We start from the raw sequence: 16,087 nt of genomic DNA, 5'->3' as shown, positions 1-16,087 counted from the left end.
AATGTGCAGGAAATGAGCTCAAAAAAATATCCCTCTTTGAAAGGGGGATATTTTTTGAAAAGCTATTCTGTTTTAAAATGAGATACGAGTTGATCTAACTCTGCAACTGTTTGTTTCATTTTTCCAGCAGTTACTGTCATTTCATTCATAACGATAACTTTCTGTTCAGCAGATTGTGCTGTTGCGGCGGTTTCGCTGGATACTTCAGTCGAGATAGAAGCGATGTTATTAAGTGAAGCGTTCATTTCTTCAGCACTTGCAGCCATCTCTTCAGCAGTTGCTGATATATCTTGCATTTGAGTAGATACTTTATTTACTTGTTCTACAATTGTTGAGAAAGAAGTACCAGCTTCACGAATAACATTAATGCCTTCAAATGCTTCAGAACGGCCTTGAGACATCATAGAGCTAGCAGTTTCTGTATCATTTTGAATTTGATGTAGTAATTGATTAATGTCTGTTGCAGCTGTTTTAGATTGTTCAGCAAGTTTTCGAACTTCGTCAGCTACGACAGCAAAACCTTTTCCTTGCTCGCCAGCACGAGCTGCCTCAATAGAAGCATTTAAAGCAAGTAAGTTTGTTTGCTCAGCGATATTAGAAATAGATTGTACAGCAGTATCAATATATTTCGTATGAGTGATTAGACGTTCAACCACTTCTGACGTAGCATTTACAGCTTCGTGTATTGTTGTCATTTGTGAAACAGATTTTTGGATAACGGTACTTCCATCGCTAGCATGTTCAGATGTGGCAACAGCAAGTTCCGCTACAGATGAAGCAGATTCAGCAATACGCTGAACACTTACTGCCATATCATCCATTGCAGTTGAACTTTCTTCCATACTAGAAGTTTGTGATTGAATACTTGCATTTAAGTTGGACATCGAGCTTTGGACTCTTATTGTCGCCTCGCGTGATGTATTCGTTTTTTCTAGCATATTTTCAGAAGCGGTTTGTACTTCCACTGATGTTTTTTGAACACGATTAATGATATGTTGTAGGTTTTCTAACATTTTATTAAATGATGCTGCGATAGCACCGATTTCATCGTTGCTATTTACTTGTAGACGTGCCGTTAAGTCACCTTCTTGAGAGGCTAATTCTTTTAGTTTCGTGTCAATTTGTTGAATTGGTTTCACAAGTTTACCAGAGAACCACCATGCAAGAATAATTGCAACGACGATACAAATAACAAGTGATAGAAAGACTGCATATTCAATTCCTAGTGAAGATTGATCAATTTTTTCAATAGATTGATCACGCAATTTAGCTTGCTCATTACTGTAATTTGTGAAATCACCAATTACTTTATAAACAGAGCCATTTTCTGAAGAAGCTACTTGTAAAGCTTCTTCCCATTTTTGCTCTTTTGCAAGAGTGAATACTTTTTCTTCAATGAACTTTCTCCAAGTAGACCCTAATTCCATTGTGCTTTTCACGGACGAAGAAGCATTTGGATTAGAAAGAAGTTTATCTTTTGAATCCTCAAGACGTTTACTCATCTCATTAAACTTGTCTAATTCGACTTGATCATGTTGTAGTAAATAACCTCTTAAAGCAGAGAGCTGTACTTGATAGGCGTCTCCACGCTCTTTTAATTCTGTTGCCAGTGGAGAAATTTCTTTTTGTAATGTTTCAGCTTTACGAGATTGGTCAATAGCAAAAAATAAAATAAATGCTAAGGCGATACCGAATAAAGCGCAAATCGTTCCCATCATGAACATAAGTTTTTTTCTGATACTTACAAAATTCATATAATAAAAAGCCTCCTTTGTGAAATCTTAGTATTAGAATTAATAAATGTAAAAAATTGAAAGAAAGCTTTACTCCAGTTGGAATAAAGCTTTCTTATTTCCTTTAGGAATTATAGCAGACGGAATGAGAGATAGAAAGAGATATTTTAAAGTGAAAAAAGAGAGACTGTAAAACTTGCTTTCCTATACCTTTGAGCTCGTGTCATTTTCACTTTAAGCGTTTGTTTTGAAATGAGAAACGAGAACTTCAAGTTCTTGTACGATTGTTTTCATTTCAGATGATTTGTTAGCCACGATACTCATTTTGTTTACTTGATCACCAGCCGAATGTGCTGTTTGTGATGTTTCTGCAGCAACTTCGTTTGAAATAGAAGCGATATTATTTAAAGCTGCGTTCATTTCTTCAGAGCTTGCAGCCATCTCTTCAGCAGTTGCAGACATTTCTTGCATTTGCGTAGAGACTTTGTTAATGTGGTTAACAATTTCTGAGAATGAAGATCCGGCGGTACGAATAACCGTAATTCCTTCAGAAGCCTCTGCTTGACCTTGTGTCATCATGTCATTTGCTATTTTTGTATCGGCTTGAATTTGATGAAGTAAATGGTTAATGTCAGTTGCGGCTAGTTGAGATTGTTCAGCAAGTTTTCTAACTTCATCGGCAACAACAGCGAATCCTTTGCCGTGTTCACCAGCACGAGCTGCTTCAATAGAAGCATTTAAAGCGAGTAAATTTGTTTGCTCGGCGATATTCGAAATAGATTGAAGTGCAGTATCGATATGATTTGTATGTGTAATGAGTCGCTCAACTACTTGTGATGTAGCGTTAACGGCTTCGTTAATTGTATGCATTTGTGTAATAGATTTCTCAATGACTTTATTCCCATCATCTGCTTTTTCTGAAGTTGTGACAGCTAAACTAGTAACAGAAGAGGCGGACTCAGCGATACGCTGAACACTCGTTGCCATGTCATCCATTGCGGTTGAACTTTCTTCAATGCTAGACACTTGTGAACGAATATTGTGTTCAAGAGCATTCATAGTCTCTTGGGTCCTTGCGGTATTTTCCATAGAAGCGGTTGTTTCGATAAATACATTTTCGGAAGCTTCTTTTACACTTGTTGATGTTTGTTGAACTTGTTTTATTATATGCTGTAAGTTAGTGAGCATTTGATTAAAGGAATTTGCAATGTCACCAATTTCATCTTTACTCGTTACGTGTAATCTAGCCGTTAAATCTCCATCTTGAGAAGCTAATTCTTTTAACTTCTCATCAATTTGTCGAATTGGTTTAATAAGTTTACCAGAGAACCACCATGCTAATAAAATAGACGTTAATGTACATGTAATGAGTGAGAAGAAAATAATATATTGAATAAGTGATGAAGAAGACTCGACATCAGCAATTAATGCGTCACGTTTCTCATTTTCTTCATTTGTATATTTATTAAAACGACCTAAAAGATCATTTACATAATCTGTTTGTGCTAACGCAATTTTAGATGCTTCGTCCCATTTTCCTTCACGCGCAAGAGGTAGTACCTCATTATCTATGATGCTACGCCATTTTCCTCCCATTAAAATGGCTTCTTTCATTCCTTCTGGGAGCTTTTTGTCACTTGTTACTTTCTCTCTAGTATCAGCTAATTTTTTCCCTTCTCGGTTGAACTTATCTAATCCTTTTTGATCATGTGATAGCAAATATTCTTGTAAACCAGCAACTTGTGCTTGGAACCAATCGCCACGTTCTTTTAAAATCGTCGCTCTTTTCGATACATCATTTTTTAACGTTTCGATTTCACTTGCTTGATTCATGGCGAATGAAAGAATAACAATAAGAGCAATGCTAAATAAAGAAGAAATGCTTAAGAGTGTGAACAGTAGTTTTTTTCGAATACTAACATATTTCATCGTTACCCCTACCCTCGTTTGAACTATTTATTATGATTTATAGATATTAAAAACAAAATTAATAAAAACATTATTATGAAGTTATTAATCTGTTCAATGAAAATTATAGCAGATAATGGAAGGGGGCAGATTGGTATTAGAAAAAGTTCTTAAAATGTATACATTTGCATATCATAAAATTCATAAATAAATATTAGAAATGCTATTGAAATTTGAAATAACATCATGTATACTTCTAATTAGTTGATAACGATTATCAATATCAACTAAAACATTACTCTTCGTTATGTTGGTCATACCCCTTTTTGACGACGTAAGTCAGAGACGAAATGTTGAAATATCTTGTGTCCTATTCTACAGAATTATGGTAATCTCCAACCTCAACTTATATGCGTGAGCATGCAAAAAGGATCCTATCCGTGAAGGGATCCTTTTTTGCATGCTGTCGCAATTATTGTATATAGACCAGGGATACGTTCTTCGATTCCTTCTGGTGCAGTAGAAGGGAAGACCCATCTTTGATGAGATCCATGTTCTTCAACTAGTTTTTCAATTTTAAAATGTTCTTCCGCGAGCGTTGTAATAATTTCTCCTAACGTCCAGCGACGGATGGTTGTTTTCGGTAAAGACTCTTTCTGCGCTTCTGTAAGAAGAATACTGTAAGCAACATCATCTTCAATCAATTCTTCATCGAAATAATTTCCGCTTGCTCGAAATGATGGGTGATCTACTCCTAATAGCTTTGTGTATATTGGATGGTAATCGCGAAGGATAAGTATACCACCAGGCTTTAGTAGTTGAGAGATTTTTGTGAAAAGTGGTTTTAAATCTAGAAAGTAATGAAGTACACCAAGCTCCAGCAATACGATATCAAATGATTTTGAGAGATTTACATTTAGTACATCAGAAACGATGTAATGAATAGAAACGCCTGCGGCATCTGCAAGTTCATTTGCATATTTTGCATTACTCGCTGAAATATCAACAACTGTTACGTCAGAGCCTAAAATGGCGAGAGCAACAGCTTTATTTCCTTTTGAGCCGAGTAAATTAATAATACATTTTCCTTTTGGAGATTGTATGTAAGATAAATAATGTGCTACTTCGCGTGTGGGATCTTCCATGATTTTTTTCGCATAATCCTCCGGTGCCCCATGGCGATTCGTCCAAGCTTCATAAGCAGCTGTATTCCAGCTTTTTTCATTTATAGTGCTTAGTTGTTTTTGGTTCAATGTTATCACTCCTTTTGTGAACGTATAGGTATTCGGCGGGAGGATGGGATTTCCTGTTTTTTTGATTTAAAGTTGGATTTTTTTGTTAGTTAGTCGTAAAATACGTGTTATACGTAAAAGCGTTGAAAAGGAAAAGTAGAATGAAAATATTCTTTACAGAGAGCTTCGGTAGCTGAAAAGAAGCAAGAATATTCATTTGAACAATGGCCTTTGAGCTTCGTCCTGAACTTATCAAATGATAATAGTAGGCGGCGACGAGAGTTGGTACTCGTTATCAAAACCACAGTATAAGAGCATAGAGCTCCGTACTTGTTAAGGCTAATTATGTGAGTAATTGGCGAAATAAGGTGGTACCGCGACTGTTTATACAGCCCCGCCCTTATCTTTTTTAAGATAGGGGTGGGGCTTTTTATATTTTAAAGGAGGAATGTAAGATGAGTATTTTTATTGGAGGCGCTTGGCCGTATGCAAATGGTTCGTTACACCTTGGCCATATTGCGAGTTTATTACCTGGAGATATTTTAGCGCGTTATTACAGGGCAAAAGGTGAGAATGTGCTGTATGTTTCAGGGAGTGACTGCAATGGAACACCTATTGCAATTAGAGCAAAACAAGAAGGTGTGACAGCGAAAGAAATTGCTAATAAGTATCATGAAGAATTTCAGCGATGTTTTCGTGATCTCGGTTTTACGTATGATTGCTATACACGTACCGATAGCGAGCATCATCATGAAACTGTTCAAAAAGTTTTTTTATGTTTATTAGAAGAGGGCTATATTTATAAAAAAACAGTGGAACAAGCGTATTGTGAAACGTGTACGCAGTTTTTACCGGATCGTTATGTAGAAGGAATATGTCCACATTGCCATGAAGCAGCAAGAGGAGATCAATGCGATGCTTGTTCTGCTATTTTAGATCCTCTTGATTTGTTAGAAAAGAAATGTAAGTTATGTGGTAGTACGCCATCTGTAGAGGAAACAGAGCATTTCTATTTTGCATTGCATACATTTCAGGAGCAAATTAAACAAGTTGTAGAAATCGCAAAAGAAAAAGGAACATGGCGTGATAATGCAATTCAATTAACGGAAAGATATGTAAAGGAAGGGTTACAAGATAGGGCTGTATCAAGAGATTTACCAATCGGGGTACCAATTCCAGTGAAAGGGTATGAAGATAAGAAAATTTACGTATGGATAGAAGCAGTGGCAGGATATTATTCAGCGAGTAAACATTGGGCTGAAGAAACAGGAAAAGATGATCATGAGTTTTGGAATAGTGATGCGCAAACATATTATGTACACGGCAAGGATAATATTCCATTTCACTCCATCATTTGGCCAGCGGTTTTACTTGGAATAGGAGAGGAAGCAATCCCGCGTCATATCGTTTCGAATGAGTATTTAACAGTAGAGAAAAGAAAGTTATCTACAAGTAAAAATTGGGCAGTATGGGTACCTGACATATTAGAACGTTACAATCCAGATTCTATCCGTTACTTTTTAACAGTAAATGCACCAGAAAATCGTGACACTGATTTTTCATGGCGTGAATTTATTTACAGTCATAATAGTGAATTGTTAGGAGTATATGGAAACTTCGTGAACCGCACATTAAAGTTTATTGAAAAATATTATGATGGCACTGTACCAAAGGGGACTATTGATATAGAGCTGAAAGATAAAGTAGAAGGATTATATAAAAATGTAGGAGAGGCGATTGAGCAAACTAAATTTAAGGTGGCGTTAGAGACAATATTTGATGCAGTACGTTTTGCAAATAAATATTTTGATGAAAAGCAGCCATGGAAACAAAGAGAAGATGATCCAGTTTCATGTGAAGAAACGATTTATAACTGTGTTTATCTTATTGCTAATTTTGCAAATCTCCTTGAACCATTTTTACCATTTTCAAGTGAAAGAGTTCGAAATACATTGTCGATTGTTAAACGAAATTGGGAACCTCAAAATACGTTGCCGAATAGAATTGATAGCGTACAGCCATTATTTGAACGAATTGATGTAAAACAAATTGAGCATGAGATAGAGAAGTTATATGGAGCGGTAAAATGAGAGATAACAAAAGACCTTTCAAGTAAATGAAAGGTCTTTTGTTATGCAGTATGATTCTCTTTCTTATCTTTCAAAAAGAAAAGTACAGCAAGGATTACAAGAATAATAGCTGCAATATCATACGTTATTTTAAATGTAGTATTAAAGTTTAAGTACTCTACGAAAGGAGTTTTCACTGCTACTGCATATATACAAACGGGAATGAGAAGTAAATCGTAAAATTTCTTTTCTTTCATATATCTTATTAGGAAGAAGATGCACATAATAGCAAAAAATATGATGCTTAAAATAGTCATTTATACCTCCAGATAAATTCTGCATTTTTTTCAAGCGCTATGCACGCGATTATGTTTCCTTTCTTTTCTAGCTGTAAGCAGCTGAGGAGTGAAAATCCCAATCAATATAAAAACAATCCCAATCCACTGCATGAATGTTACGACTTCATGTACAAGTGTAATAGAAGCGATAATAGCAGTTGGTAATTCAGCTGCACCTAATATTGTACCGAGTCCTGTTCCAACCTTTGGTACACCGATTGAAAAACAAATGACAGGTACAACAACGCCGAATAATCCGAGGAAGAAAGCATATTTCCATAAACCGGCTTGCAGGGCACCATCTGTTAAAAAGGTCGGCGGGAAGAATAGGCATACGATAAGAGTCGCACTTGTTGTCATAAGAAAGCTTTTCGTATAAGGGGGAACATCTGTAGCAACGCGTCCGCTTGCAAAAACATAGAATGAAAAAGAGACAGCAGCTAATAGTCCAAAGATAATCCCTTTCGTAGAAAAACTTTGTCCGAGGCCTTCAAATACACCACCTGCAAACAATGTACCAGCAAATAAAATAAGGATAGATATGATCTTATCGCGGCTTGGAAATGTTCGATTTGCAATTGCTTCGATAATGACACCAATCCAAGTGAACTGAAAGAGTAGGACGACAGCGATAGATGCGGGTAGTTCTTCTACAGAAATAGCGTAGAAAATCCCAGTCATACTCATTGTTGTTCCGACGGTTAGTAATGAAAAGAATTGTTTTTTTGTTACTTTATGACGTGAAAAGAAAAGAACGAGTAGAAATAGTCCAATCCATCCGAAGACATATTGTCCCCCTAGTAGTTGATGTGCTGAAAATCCACTTAGGAATCCGAGTTTGAAAATAGTTGAAAGTATGCCGTAGCTGCAAGCACCGAATAAAACGAGCAATGAATATTTAAACTTATCCATGAAAAATCCTCCTTTTAAGTAATAAAAAACGCCCGCTATCCAAATAAGGATAACGGGCGAACGAAACAGAGTAAGACACTCTACAAAATTCCGCCACTCACACATGAAGTATGAGTTTGGGGTATGTAATTATAGCGAATGTTACATTGCTTTTGGGAATACAATAGAGCATTTTACACCTTGAGCTGTGTTTTGTATCCCGTAAGGAAACTGATGTTTATCTAATATTTGTTTCACGATATATAATCCAAGACCACTACCTTGTACTAAACCGTGTTTATCAGGGTTTGCGCGATAGAAAGGCTCAAATAAATGAGCAAGTTTATCTTCATCAATTTGTGAACCTGTATTTAATACTTCTAATGCGTAACCGTTTGGTTTTTCATAAAGCTTTATATATACGTGCTGATGGTCAATTGTATAATGAATTGCATTTGAAATAATGTTAAAGATAGCAGTTTGAATAAATTTAGGATCAGCTAAAATTTGTACGTCGTGTTTAATATTAGATTGTACATTTAATTGTTTTACAGATACAAAGTAATCTACTTTCTTCATAACATCCTCAATAATATTAGATAAAGAAATGACTTCTAAATTCGGTTTAAATTGAGGGTTTTGTATTTTGGATAATTCCGACATTTTTTCCGTTAATATGTTAATGTCTTGCATCATCTCGTAGGAACGTTTCAAATACTTATCTCTATCTTTATAAGCTCCAATTCCGTGAATCATGCCATCTAGTTGTCCCATAACGGCTGCGATTGGTGTTTTTAATTCATGGGATACCATAGACATAAATTCTTTACGAGATTGTTCTAATTGTTGTTCCTTCTTGAGCTCATTTCTTAAATCTTGATTGCTTTCATGTAAATTCTTCACAATATTTGGTACTTGTGAAGCGGCTACTGACAAATTAAAATCTGTTTGATCTGAATTTTTGTTAAGGAGCTTTTTATCTGAGAAATCAAGATTCATAATATCTTTTAAAGCATCGCTCATATATTGAAAAGGTTTAGCAATTAGTTTTGCGTACATTAAAGATCCGAGTAGAGATAATGCAAGCATTGTCGCGCCAACCTGTGGAGCTAACTGCTGCAACGCATCTGCTAACTTTGGATTATCATTTGTATCATTTGTTTTACTTGCTGCATTTTGTGTATGTAAGGCATCATTATTAGCGGCTTTCTTTTCTGCTTCTGTAAGCTGATTAGAAGTGCTATTTTTCCCCGAAAGGTTTTGTGTATGTTCTTTTGCTTTTGCAGTTTGGCTAGGCTGCAAAAGGTGATTGATAGCTGTAGAAAGAGATTTATAATCTACAATAGAAGATTGGAAATTAGAAATGTTCCCTTCTGACACAGCTTTATCTTGATTCGTTTTACTTTGATCGTTTTGCTTATCTGAATCCGCCTGTTCTGTAGTCGGCGTTCCATTTTCTTTCGCAAAACGTTCTTTATCGTAGTTTGAAGCTAGAAAGTAAATAATTTGATAAAGACAAAGTGATAAAAGAATACAAAATAATAAGGTTTTGATGAAAATATTTTTGGTGATGTTGTCTTTACTACGATTCGATTTTGTAGCCAATACCTTTCACCGTTTTAATATAAGTAATTCCTAATTTTTTTCTTAAGTTTTTAATATGTGTATCTATAACTCTTACATCACCATAATGTTCATAGCCCCATACCTTATTCAACAAATCACTTCTTGATAATACTTTTCCTCGATTTTGCAGTAAAGTATAAATAATTTCAAATTCTTTTGTTGTCAATTCAATTTGATTACCATGAACATAAGCTGCATATGCTGTAGAGTTTAACATCAATTCATGGAATTGTAGTATAGTTGCAGCTTCTGCTTCCTTCGTTGCTGCCCTTCTTAATACAGCCTCTACACGCTTAATAAATACAGTGTAATGGAACGGTTTCGTAATATAGTCATCAATACCTAACTCAAATCCTTTAATTTCACTTTCTTCATTATGTAAGCCTGTTAACATAATGATTGGTACATCAGATTGTCCTCGCATAATTTTACAAATACTATAGCCATCTATATCTGGTAACATTACATCGAGGAGGACAAGATCATATGAATTTTTTTGGAAAAGAAGAATACCTTCTGTTCCAGCACCAACTACATCAACGGTAAAGTTTTGTGCCATTAGAAATTCACGAATAAGTTCTTGTATATCTGGGTTGTCTTCAATCACCAGTATATGCGTCATAGTAACACCTCCTAAATAACGCTTTTTACTGCAATATTCGAATTCATCATTTTTCGAGTGACTCAGATTGTTTATACATATAATAAGCCCCCGCTATAAAATAATCATGAAGGTAGCAAGGGGAATAGTTTAGTGTTACTGAATAGTTCAGAATTACAGTAGTTCTATTATAGTATGTATTATAAAATTTATAAAATATTATAACTGTATAATTTTAATATCTACGTTTATCAATGTTTAGATATTAGCTAATCAAATCTATTCCTATTATATATGTAAATACAGTTGTTTTGCTACTGTAAATGAATAAATAAAATAAGCCAAGACATAAAATTCTTGGCTACACATAAATCTTGTTTTTAGGCTATTTTACAGTGACAGTAGCTTGCTGCTGAACGCGCTCAAATAACCAGTGTATATCATTATTATACATACGAATACAACCAAGTGTTGTCCATTTGCCGATTGCTTGATTATTGTTAGTTCCGTGAATCGCATAAGTTGTTCCGTAAGTTCCTGCCATATTTAATCCAAGCCAACGGTCACCAAGTGGATTACGTGGATCGCCGCCTTTAATTTTGCCTGTATAATAAGGGCGGTTTTTAATTTTATTTACGATTTGAAAAGTGCCTTTAGGTGTAGGCGTTGCAGCTTTTCCAGTAGCGACAGTAAAACTTTTTATAAATTTTCCATCCTGATAATAATCCATTTTATTTAACTGAGTGTCTACGATTAATTGATCTTTCGTTGTAGCAGCCTCTGCGCTAGCGAATGGAAGAGTTAAAAATCCTAATGATAATAGTGCGCTTAATAATAATTTTTTCATTGTTATTCTCCTTTTACTATCGTAATAGTCTTACATACAATGAAGTTGTAATCCTCGTAATGCTTTATTTACATTTTCATCTAATGTTTCAAAGAATGTAGTGATTTTGCTGTTGTGTTTGTTGTTTTTATCAATAAGTAATCTTTCGTTTAATAAAAGCTCACCACGTAGTCCAAAACTTTGAACTTGAATATTTAGCTCATCTTCATTTTCAGAAATAATTGGTAAGAAATAGTGAAAAGCTTTCGTTGGAATGATGTAGCTTTTGCCAATCATGCTTTCTTGGTTTGAGTTAGTCCATTTTTTCGTGACAATTTTAATATTCTTTTTTGAAACGATAAAAGATAGTGTTGTAGATTTTGTTAAACTTACGTCAAATTCACTTGTTTCACATATGTGTAAATTAAAAACGGTTTCATTTTGATGAGATTCAACATTTGTATTAATAAAATCGTGCATTTTATATGCTTCCATTTCGTATTCACCCTTTTTTCAATTTCGAAAAACGACTTATATTTATTCAAATTAATGCTTAGTCATATATTAGTTAAATTTTTCAACAAATTCCGATATAATCTTACAATACGTATATGAAGCTAATATGAAGTTAGCATGAGTTTGTGGTGGTTTTTTATTGAGAACAAAATAAGAGGGGTTTTTTAGTGTTAAAAAATGGATAAAATTTGTATATTATTATTGCGTCTTTTTGTTATTTCGACTTAAAAAATGCTTTTAGCTACTTAATAAAGAACTGAAATCATTAGTGTGACCCTTACAAAAATGTAATAAAAATGTAAGCTATTGTGATAGTTATTTCGACAATTTTTTTATACAATAATAGTAAGAAGTTGTACGTGATTGAAAGGAGAGATGACATGGAATGGATTCATGAATTATTTCAGCAATACGGGTACTATGTTGTACTTGTAGGTTTGCTGTTAGAATATATTGCACTTCCGTTTCCGGGAGAGCCAACGTTAGCATATGCGGGATTTTTAGCACATAAGGGTGATTTAAGTTTACCGATTTTAATTATTCTATCCTTTATTGGGACAAGTGTAGGAATGACGATTCAATACTTTTTAGGAAATAAATTAGGTATGCCTTTCATTCAAAAGTATGGGAAATACGTATTTTTAACACAAAGAAAAATTGACTTAACGAGAATGTGGTTTGATAAGTATGGGTACTTCTTAATTTTTATTGGTTTCTTTATTCCTGGTGTACGTCATTTCACAGGATACTTTGCAGGAATTATTAATTTACCATTCCGTCGTTTTGCCATTACAATTTATTCAGGCGCTCTATTTTGGGTATCATTCTTCTTAATCGGTGGTTACTGGTTAGGTGGAAACTTACATGATATCTTTGGAGTGCTAGAAGGTCATATCGGTAAAATCATTTTTGGAGTTATTGTGATTGTAGCGGTTACGTTAGGTATTCGTTTCCGTAAGCAGTTAAAACGAGTATTACTACAAAACGCAAGCTAATATGAAATCCATTCTATGTCAGAATTTAGGAAAGCAGTGCAAAAGCACTGCCTTTTTTATTTTATGTTCCAATTTATTTTTAACTTTCCTTTTAGCTGATTTCCGCTAACTATAATGTAATAAGTTCCTGTCTTAATTGCTGCGAAATGATATGTATTAGGGCCAGTTGGGGCTAAATAATTTTCTTCCTCTTGAAACTCACTGGTCATTTTTACTTCTTCCATGTAGCCATCCGGATTTTCAGCTCGTGATTCAATGGTAAATTCTAATATGTCACCTCGTCTTAGCTCAATTGGGACTCTATGTTCACCGCTAAAATGTTGAAAAGATGCTTCGAAAGAGTTTTCTGTTTTTGTTTCGATCCATTGTTCTTTTGATGTTCCAACCTTTTCTAAATCGATAAAGTTGATTGTGATAAATATAATAAGCATAATGCCTGGCACGACATATTGTATCCACTTAAATTTTGTTGCTATAACTGTACATAGGTAGAAAAAAAGAGAACACACTGCTCCAATTGATCCGAGAAACAAGAACTGTATTAGACTAGCTTCTTTAAATATTAGGAATGGAAGAGAAAATAAATAGCCGCAAAAAATATAAAGGCATAATGTCTTCAGTCTTGTATGTGTTTTTAATTTCAATTTATCGATGCAAATAGAACAAAAAATTGCATATGCCGCAAGAATAGGAACGAAGGGAACATATAGTAGTTCTCGTAATCCAGCTAAGAAACTATATAATGTCTGTTGATTAGTTGTTAAGAGAAGCATACTAATAAGTAATAATAACAAGAAAGTCGCTGTAAGCTTAGTAAGAATATAGGGAAAAGTAGATATTTTATTCATATGTCACTTCCTTTGTTTAATATTTCACATTCATTATATAGGTTATTTCCAACATAATACATCTTTATAATTGTCAATTATTAACGTCAAAATGACAATTATAATTGACAAGTATAAGGATATTATTTACAATTTTAATTAAATAAATGAAAAAGAGGGAAGACATGAAGCTTCAAAATCGAGTGAGGGAATTGCGAGCAAAGCATCGTTTATCACAAGGGGATTTAGGAAAAGTGATTGGATCATCACGGCAAACGATTAGTTTAATTGAGCGTGGGGATTATGCACCATCTATTGTATTGTCGTTAAAAATCGCACAAATTTTCAATGTACCAGTGGAGGAAATATTTACGTTAGTAGAGGGGGAAGAGGACGATGAAGAGTAAGCGAAAAAAACAATTTGATTCTGTGGGGAAAATAGCAGTAAGTATGATGGGTGGCTTTTTAACGTCTTATATAGCTTTAAATTTACTCTCGGATGAACCGAGAAAATTATCATCTAATACATTTATAGGTATATGTACTATTTTTGGAATCTTAATGATGTACTATACTTGGAAGAATACACGTATGTTAGCAGAGGCACGCGATGAAGAAGAGAGCGTACAAGGTAGGAAATTAGGCATTATAAGTATATATTTACGTGTAGGTGATATAGTTACGCAGGCATGGTTTGTATATGCAGTTATTACATGTAGACGTGCATTGTTGCAGGATACAAATGTTTCATTTGCGGTGTGGAATTTAGTAGTTTCTATTCTTTGTTTAACTACTGTAGTAATTATCGGACTCATAACAAAAAATCGTTATAACAAGCTATATCCTGAACAAGGTGTAACGTATATGGAATCTATGAAAATGTGGACGAAAAACGCAGATGAAGGATTAAAGCACATTGTGCATGAGGCTGGATATAAAGCGTATGAATTTACGAATACAATATTGGCATATGTATGGTGGGCGGCCGTTATATATACAGCGGCTAGTGATATCGATTTTGTGTTAATTGGTTTAATCTCATTTATTTGGATATTGCATCTCGGAAAATTCATGTACGAAATGCAGAGAAAAATGATTTATTAAGGGGAGAAAAAGGTGGATATTTTAAGAAGGCCAGCTGGTTCCATGACGGCGGCGTTAGTTTTGTCCATTTTATACGTAGTAATTCGAACTGAGAAATTAGAAGTAATTTTGAACCTATGGACAATAGTTGGAATTTCATTGTTAGTGTTAGCCATTCATGAGCTAGGACATGTAGTATTTGGTGTAATAGGTGGTTTGACATTTAAATTTATGACAGTAGGACCCATTACTATTCAAAAAGAAAAGGGGAAATTACGCATTCGAGAAAATAAATTATGGGCGTACTTTGGAGGCGTTGCAACACTAGTACCACCTTCTATAGAGACACCGAATCTTTCGAAAAAGTGGGCGTGGCTCACTTTAGGTGGACCGATTACGAGTTTACTATTTGGTATTACTTCCGGTTACATATACATGGTGAGTTATTATCAATATCTTTTATATTTTTCCTTTTTCCATTTTGCAATCTTTGCGGTTACAATTGTGCCGATAAAAGGAATGCTTATGAGTGATGGGATGCAATTTCTTATTTTAATTAAAGATGATGAAAGAGCTAGAAATCACTTATATGAGATTCAAATATCGAGTGAGTTATTTAGTTATAAAAGACCGAAAGATTGGGATGAAAGATTAGTAGAATTGAGTGAGGAGAAAATAAAAGAGAATAAAGGGATAAGAGAGATAATGAGTAGACTTATGCTCGTCTTTTTTGCTCGTGCAGATCAAGAGGGAATGGAAAGAGCGATACCGTATATAGAACGAATTGTTCAACTACCTGTAACGAAAGAAAATAAGTTTTTCGTTAGTAGTTTTCATAGTTGGTATCTTTTATATAAAGCCCTTTATCAGATGGATAGTCTTTCTTTGCAAGAAGCAAAGGAACATGCAAAGGCTATTACAAAAATGGACCTAAGTGGATATTACCGTACACAAGGAATTATTAAATATGTAGAGGGCAATATGGAAGCGTCCCGTACTTATATGAAGAAAGCTGATCAAGAATTAAAGAGCGCCGAGAAGAGTGAGATGGGATATTTACAATTAGAAAGAGAATGGTTTAAGCAGCTGAAAGAGAGGGTATCTTACGATGGGTGAGGTATCCTCTTTTTTATATGTCATCTTATGCCGTTCCATAAACAGCCTAGGGCGAGTAAAATGAGATAAGAAGAGCAAAGCTTGGAGGAAGTAAATATGGAAATTTTATCAATTATTTTGATAGTCTTGCTCATTTATGTTGTTTTTAAAGTAGCATATGTAGCATTAAAGATACTCGCGATCCTATTAATTATCTTTTTAATCGTAGAGTTCGGCAGTAAGTTGCTTGGGGGCTAGGGTATGTTGTGCGTTTTGAGTGTCGAAGAATGTCGGTAAATCGATATCTTGTGTCGAAGCGTCGATATAATGAAAAAATCGTTGATATA

16 protein-coding genes and 1 other annotated feature are annotated in these 16,087 nt (G+C 34.5%); of the genes, 6 read left to right on the top strand and 10 right to left on the bottom strand.

What is annotated here, in order from left to right; translation table 11 throughout:
• Positions 1 to 62: 62 nt before the first annotated feature.
• From MR170_RS17785 to MR170_RS17775, 3 genes are all read right to left on the bottom strand, one after another.
• Entirely contained in the window at positions 63 to 1,754 is a 1,692-nt protein-coding gene (locus MR170_RS17785) for a methyl-accepting chemotaxis protein (protein ID WP_016079805.1), read from the bottom strand.
• Between the two features lie 213 nt (positions 1,755 to 1,967).
• Entirely contained in the window at positions 1,968 to 3,662 is a 1,695-nt protein-coding gene (locus MR170_RS17780) for a methyl-accepting chemotaxis protein (protein ID WP_242308800.1), read from the bottom strand.
• A gap of 413 nt (positions 3,663 to 4,075) precedes the next feature.
• A complete protein-coding gene (locus MR170_RS17775) occupies positions 4,076 to 4,894 on the bottom strand; it encodes a class I SAM-dependent methyltransferase (RefSeq protein ID WP_242308799.1) in 819 nt (272 codons plus the stop codon).
• Between the two features lie 113 nt (positions 4,895 to 5,007).
• Positions 5,008 to 5,278, top strand: a binding site (T-box leader).
• Positions 5,279 to 5,328: 50 nt separating this feature from the next.
• On the opposite strand from MR170_RS17775, the gene metG reads away from it, so the two are divergent.
• On the top strand, positions 5,329 to 6,963 hold the full coding sequence (metG, locus tag MR170_RS17770; protein WP_242308798.1) for a methionine--tRNA ligase: 1,635 nt from the start codon (positions 5,329 to 5,331) through the stop codon (positions 6,961 to 6,963).
• Between the two features lie 41 nt (positions 6,964 to 7,004).
• Here metG and MR170_RS17765 read toward each other — a convergent pair whose 3' ends face one another.
• The 6 genes from MR170_RS17765 to MR170_RS17740 form a co-directional block, all read right to left on the bottom strand.
• On the bottom strand, positions 7,005 to 7,259 hold the full coding sequence (locus MR170_RS17765; RefSeq protein WP_242308797.1) for a hypothetical protein: 255 nt from the start codon (positions 7,257 to 7,259) through the stop codon (positions 7,005 to 7,007).
• Positions 7,260 to 7,289: 30 nt separating this feature from the next.
• The gene (locus tag MR170_RS17760; protein WP_048563735.1) at positions 7,290 to 8,192 is read right to left on the bottom strand and encodes an EamA family transporter; all 903 of its coding nucleotides are present in this window, start codon (positions 8,190 to 8,192) and stop codon (positions 7,290 to 7,292) included.
• Positions 8,193 to 8,333: 141 nt separating this feature from the next.
• Positions 8,334 to 9,776: a sensor histidine kinase gene (locus MR170_RS17755; RefSeq protein ID WP_029443545.1), complete on the bottom strand. Its 1,443-nt coding sequence runs from the start codon at positions 9,774 to 9,776 to the stop codon at positions 8,334 to 8,336.
• Positions 9,754 to 10,419, bottom strand: a complete 666-nt coding sequence (locus MR170_RS17750) for a response regulator transcription factor (protein WP_000148834.1) — start codon at positions 10,417 to 10,419, stop codon at positions 9,754 to 9,756. Before MR170_RS17750 ends, MR170_RS17755 begins: the two co-directional genes overlap by 23 nt.
• A 364-nt stretch (positions 10,420 to 10,783) precedes the next feature.
• Positions 10,784 to 11,245: a L,D-transpeptidase gene (locus tag MR170_RS17745; RefSeq protein ID WP_000735058.1), complete on the bottom strand. Its 462-nt coding sequence runs from the start codon at positions 11,243 to 11,245 to the stop codon at positions 10,784 to 10,786.
• A gap of 30 nt (positions 11,246 to 11,275) precedes the next feature.
• A complete protein-coding gene (locus MR170_RS17740) occupies positions 11,276 to 11,719 on the bottom strand; it encodes a DUF3978 family protein (RefSeq protein WP_000388762.1) in 444 nt (147 codons plus the stop codon).
• A gap of 401 nt (positions 11,720 to 12,120) precedes the next feature.
• Between MR170_RS17740 and MR170_RS17735 the strand changes: the two genes are divergently transcribed.
• Entirely contained in the window at positions 12,121 to 12,735 is a 615-nt protein-coding gene (locus tag MR170_RS17735; protein WP_000454754.1) for a DedA family protein, read from the top strand.
• Between the two features lie 56 nt (positions 12,736 to 12,791).
• Here MR170_RS17735 and MR170_RS17730 read toward each other — a convergent pair whose 3' ends face one another.
• Entirely contained in the window at positions 12,792 to 13,583 is a 792-nt protein-coding gene (locus tag MR170_RS17730) for a hypothetical protein (protein WP_242308796.1), read from the bottom strand.
• A gap of 164 nt (positions 13,584 to 13,747) precedes the next feature.
• On the opposite strand from MR170_RS17730, the gene MR170_RS17725 reads away from it, so the two are divergent.
• From MR170_RS17725 to MR170_RS17710, 4 genes are all read left to right on the top strand, one after another.
• On the top strand, positions 13,748 to 13,969 hold the full coding sequence (locus MR170_RS17725; protein ID WP_000776173.1) for a helix-turn-helix transcriptional regulator: 222 nt from the start codon (positions 13,748 to 13,750) through the stop codon (positions 13,967 to 13,969).
• Positions 13,959 to 14,666, top strand: a complete 708-nt coding sequence (locus tag MR170_RS17720; RefSeq protein WP_000837722.1) for a DUF3169 family protein — start codon at positions 13,959 to 13,961, stop codon at positions 14,664 to 14,666. The genes MR170_RS17725 and MR170_RS17720 overlap by 11 nt, the downstream gene beginning before the upstream one ends.
• 42 nt (positions 14,667 to 14,708) lie before the next feature.
• Positions 14,709 to 15,761 (top strand): zinc metalloprotease, encoded by a 1,053-nt coding sequence (locus tag MR170_RS17715; protein ID WP_242308814.1) that lies wholly within the window; start codon positions 14,709 to 14,711, stop codon positions 15,759 to 15,761.
• A gap of 96 nt (positions 15,762 to 15,857) precedes the next feature.
• Positions 15,858 to 15,998, top strand: coding sequence for a DUF3985 family protein (locus MR170_RS17710; RefSeq protein ID WP_000404758.1), 141 nt, complete (start codon positions 15,858 to 15,860; stop codon positions 15,996 to 15,998).
• Positions 15,999 to 16,087: the final 89 nt, after the last annotated feature.

Origin of the sequence: Bacillus cereus group sp. BfR-BA-01524, from assembly GCF_022662595.1 — a bacterium.
In the GTDB taxonomy this organism is placed as follows: domain Bacteria; phylum Bacillota; class Bacilli; order Bacillales; family Bacillaceae_G; genus Bacillus_A; species Bacillus_A thuringiensis_S.
This window is presented reverse-complemented; position numbering and strand designations above follow the sequence as displayed.

Coding starts and splice junctions, on each gene's coding strand:
- MR170_RS17750 (WP_000148834.1), bottom strand. CDS start 10,419: ATGACGCATATACTGGTGATTGAAGACAACCCAGATATACAAGAACTT.
- MR170_RS17780 (WP_242308800.1), bottom strand. CDS start 3,662: ATGAAATATGTTAGTATTCGAAAAAAACTACTGTTCACACTCTTAAGC.
- MR170_RS17740 (WP_000388762.1), bottom strand. CDS start 11,719: ATGGAAGCATATAAAATGCACGATTTTATTAATACAAATGTTGAATCT.
- MR170_RS17745 (WP_000735058.1), bottom strand. CDS start 11,245: ATGAAAAAATTATTATTAAGCGCACTATTATCATTAGGATTTTTAACT.
- MR170_RS17760 (WP_048563735.1), bottom strand. CDS start 8,192: ATGGATAAGTTTAAATATTCATTGCTCGTTTTATTCGGTGCTTGCAGC.
- MR170_RS17765 (WP_242308797.1), bottom strand. CDS start 7,259: ATGACTATTTTAAGCATCATATTTTTTGCTATTATGTGCATCTTCTTC.
- MR170_RS17710 (WP_000404758.1), top strand. CDS start 15,858: ATGGAAATTTTATCAATTATTTTGATAGTCTTGCTCATTTATGTTGTT.
- MR170_RS17720 (WP_000837722.1), top strand. CDS start 13,959: ATGAAGAGTAAGCGAAAAAAACAATTTGATTCTGTGGGGAAAATAGCA.
- MR170_RS17725 (WP_000776173.1), top strand. CDS start 13,748: ATGAAGCTTCAAAATCGAGTGAGGGAATTGCGAGCAAAGCATCGTTTA.
- MR170_RS17785 (WP_016079805.1), bottom strand. CDS start 1,754: ATGAATTTTGTAAGTATCAGAAAAAAACTTATGTTCATGATGGGAACG.
- MR170_RS17715 (WP_242308814.1), top strand. CDS start 14,709: ATGACGGCGGCGTTAGTTTTGTCCATTTTATACGTAGTAATTCGAACT.
- MR170_RS17735 (WP_000454754.1), top strand. CDS start 12,121: ATGGAATGGATTCATGAATTATTTCAGCAATACGGGTACTATGTTGTA.
- metG (WP_242308798.1), top strand. CDS start 5,329: ATGAGTATTTTTATTGGAGGCGCTTGGCCGTATGCAAATGGTTCGTTA.
- MR170_RS17730 (WP_242308796.1), bottom strand. CDS start 13,583: ATGAATAAAATATCTACTTTTCCCTATATTCTTACTAAGCTTACAGCG.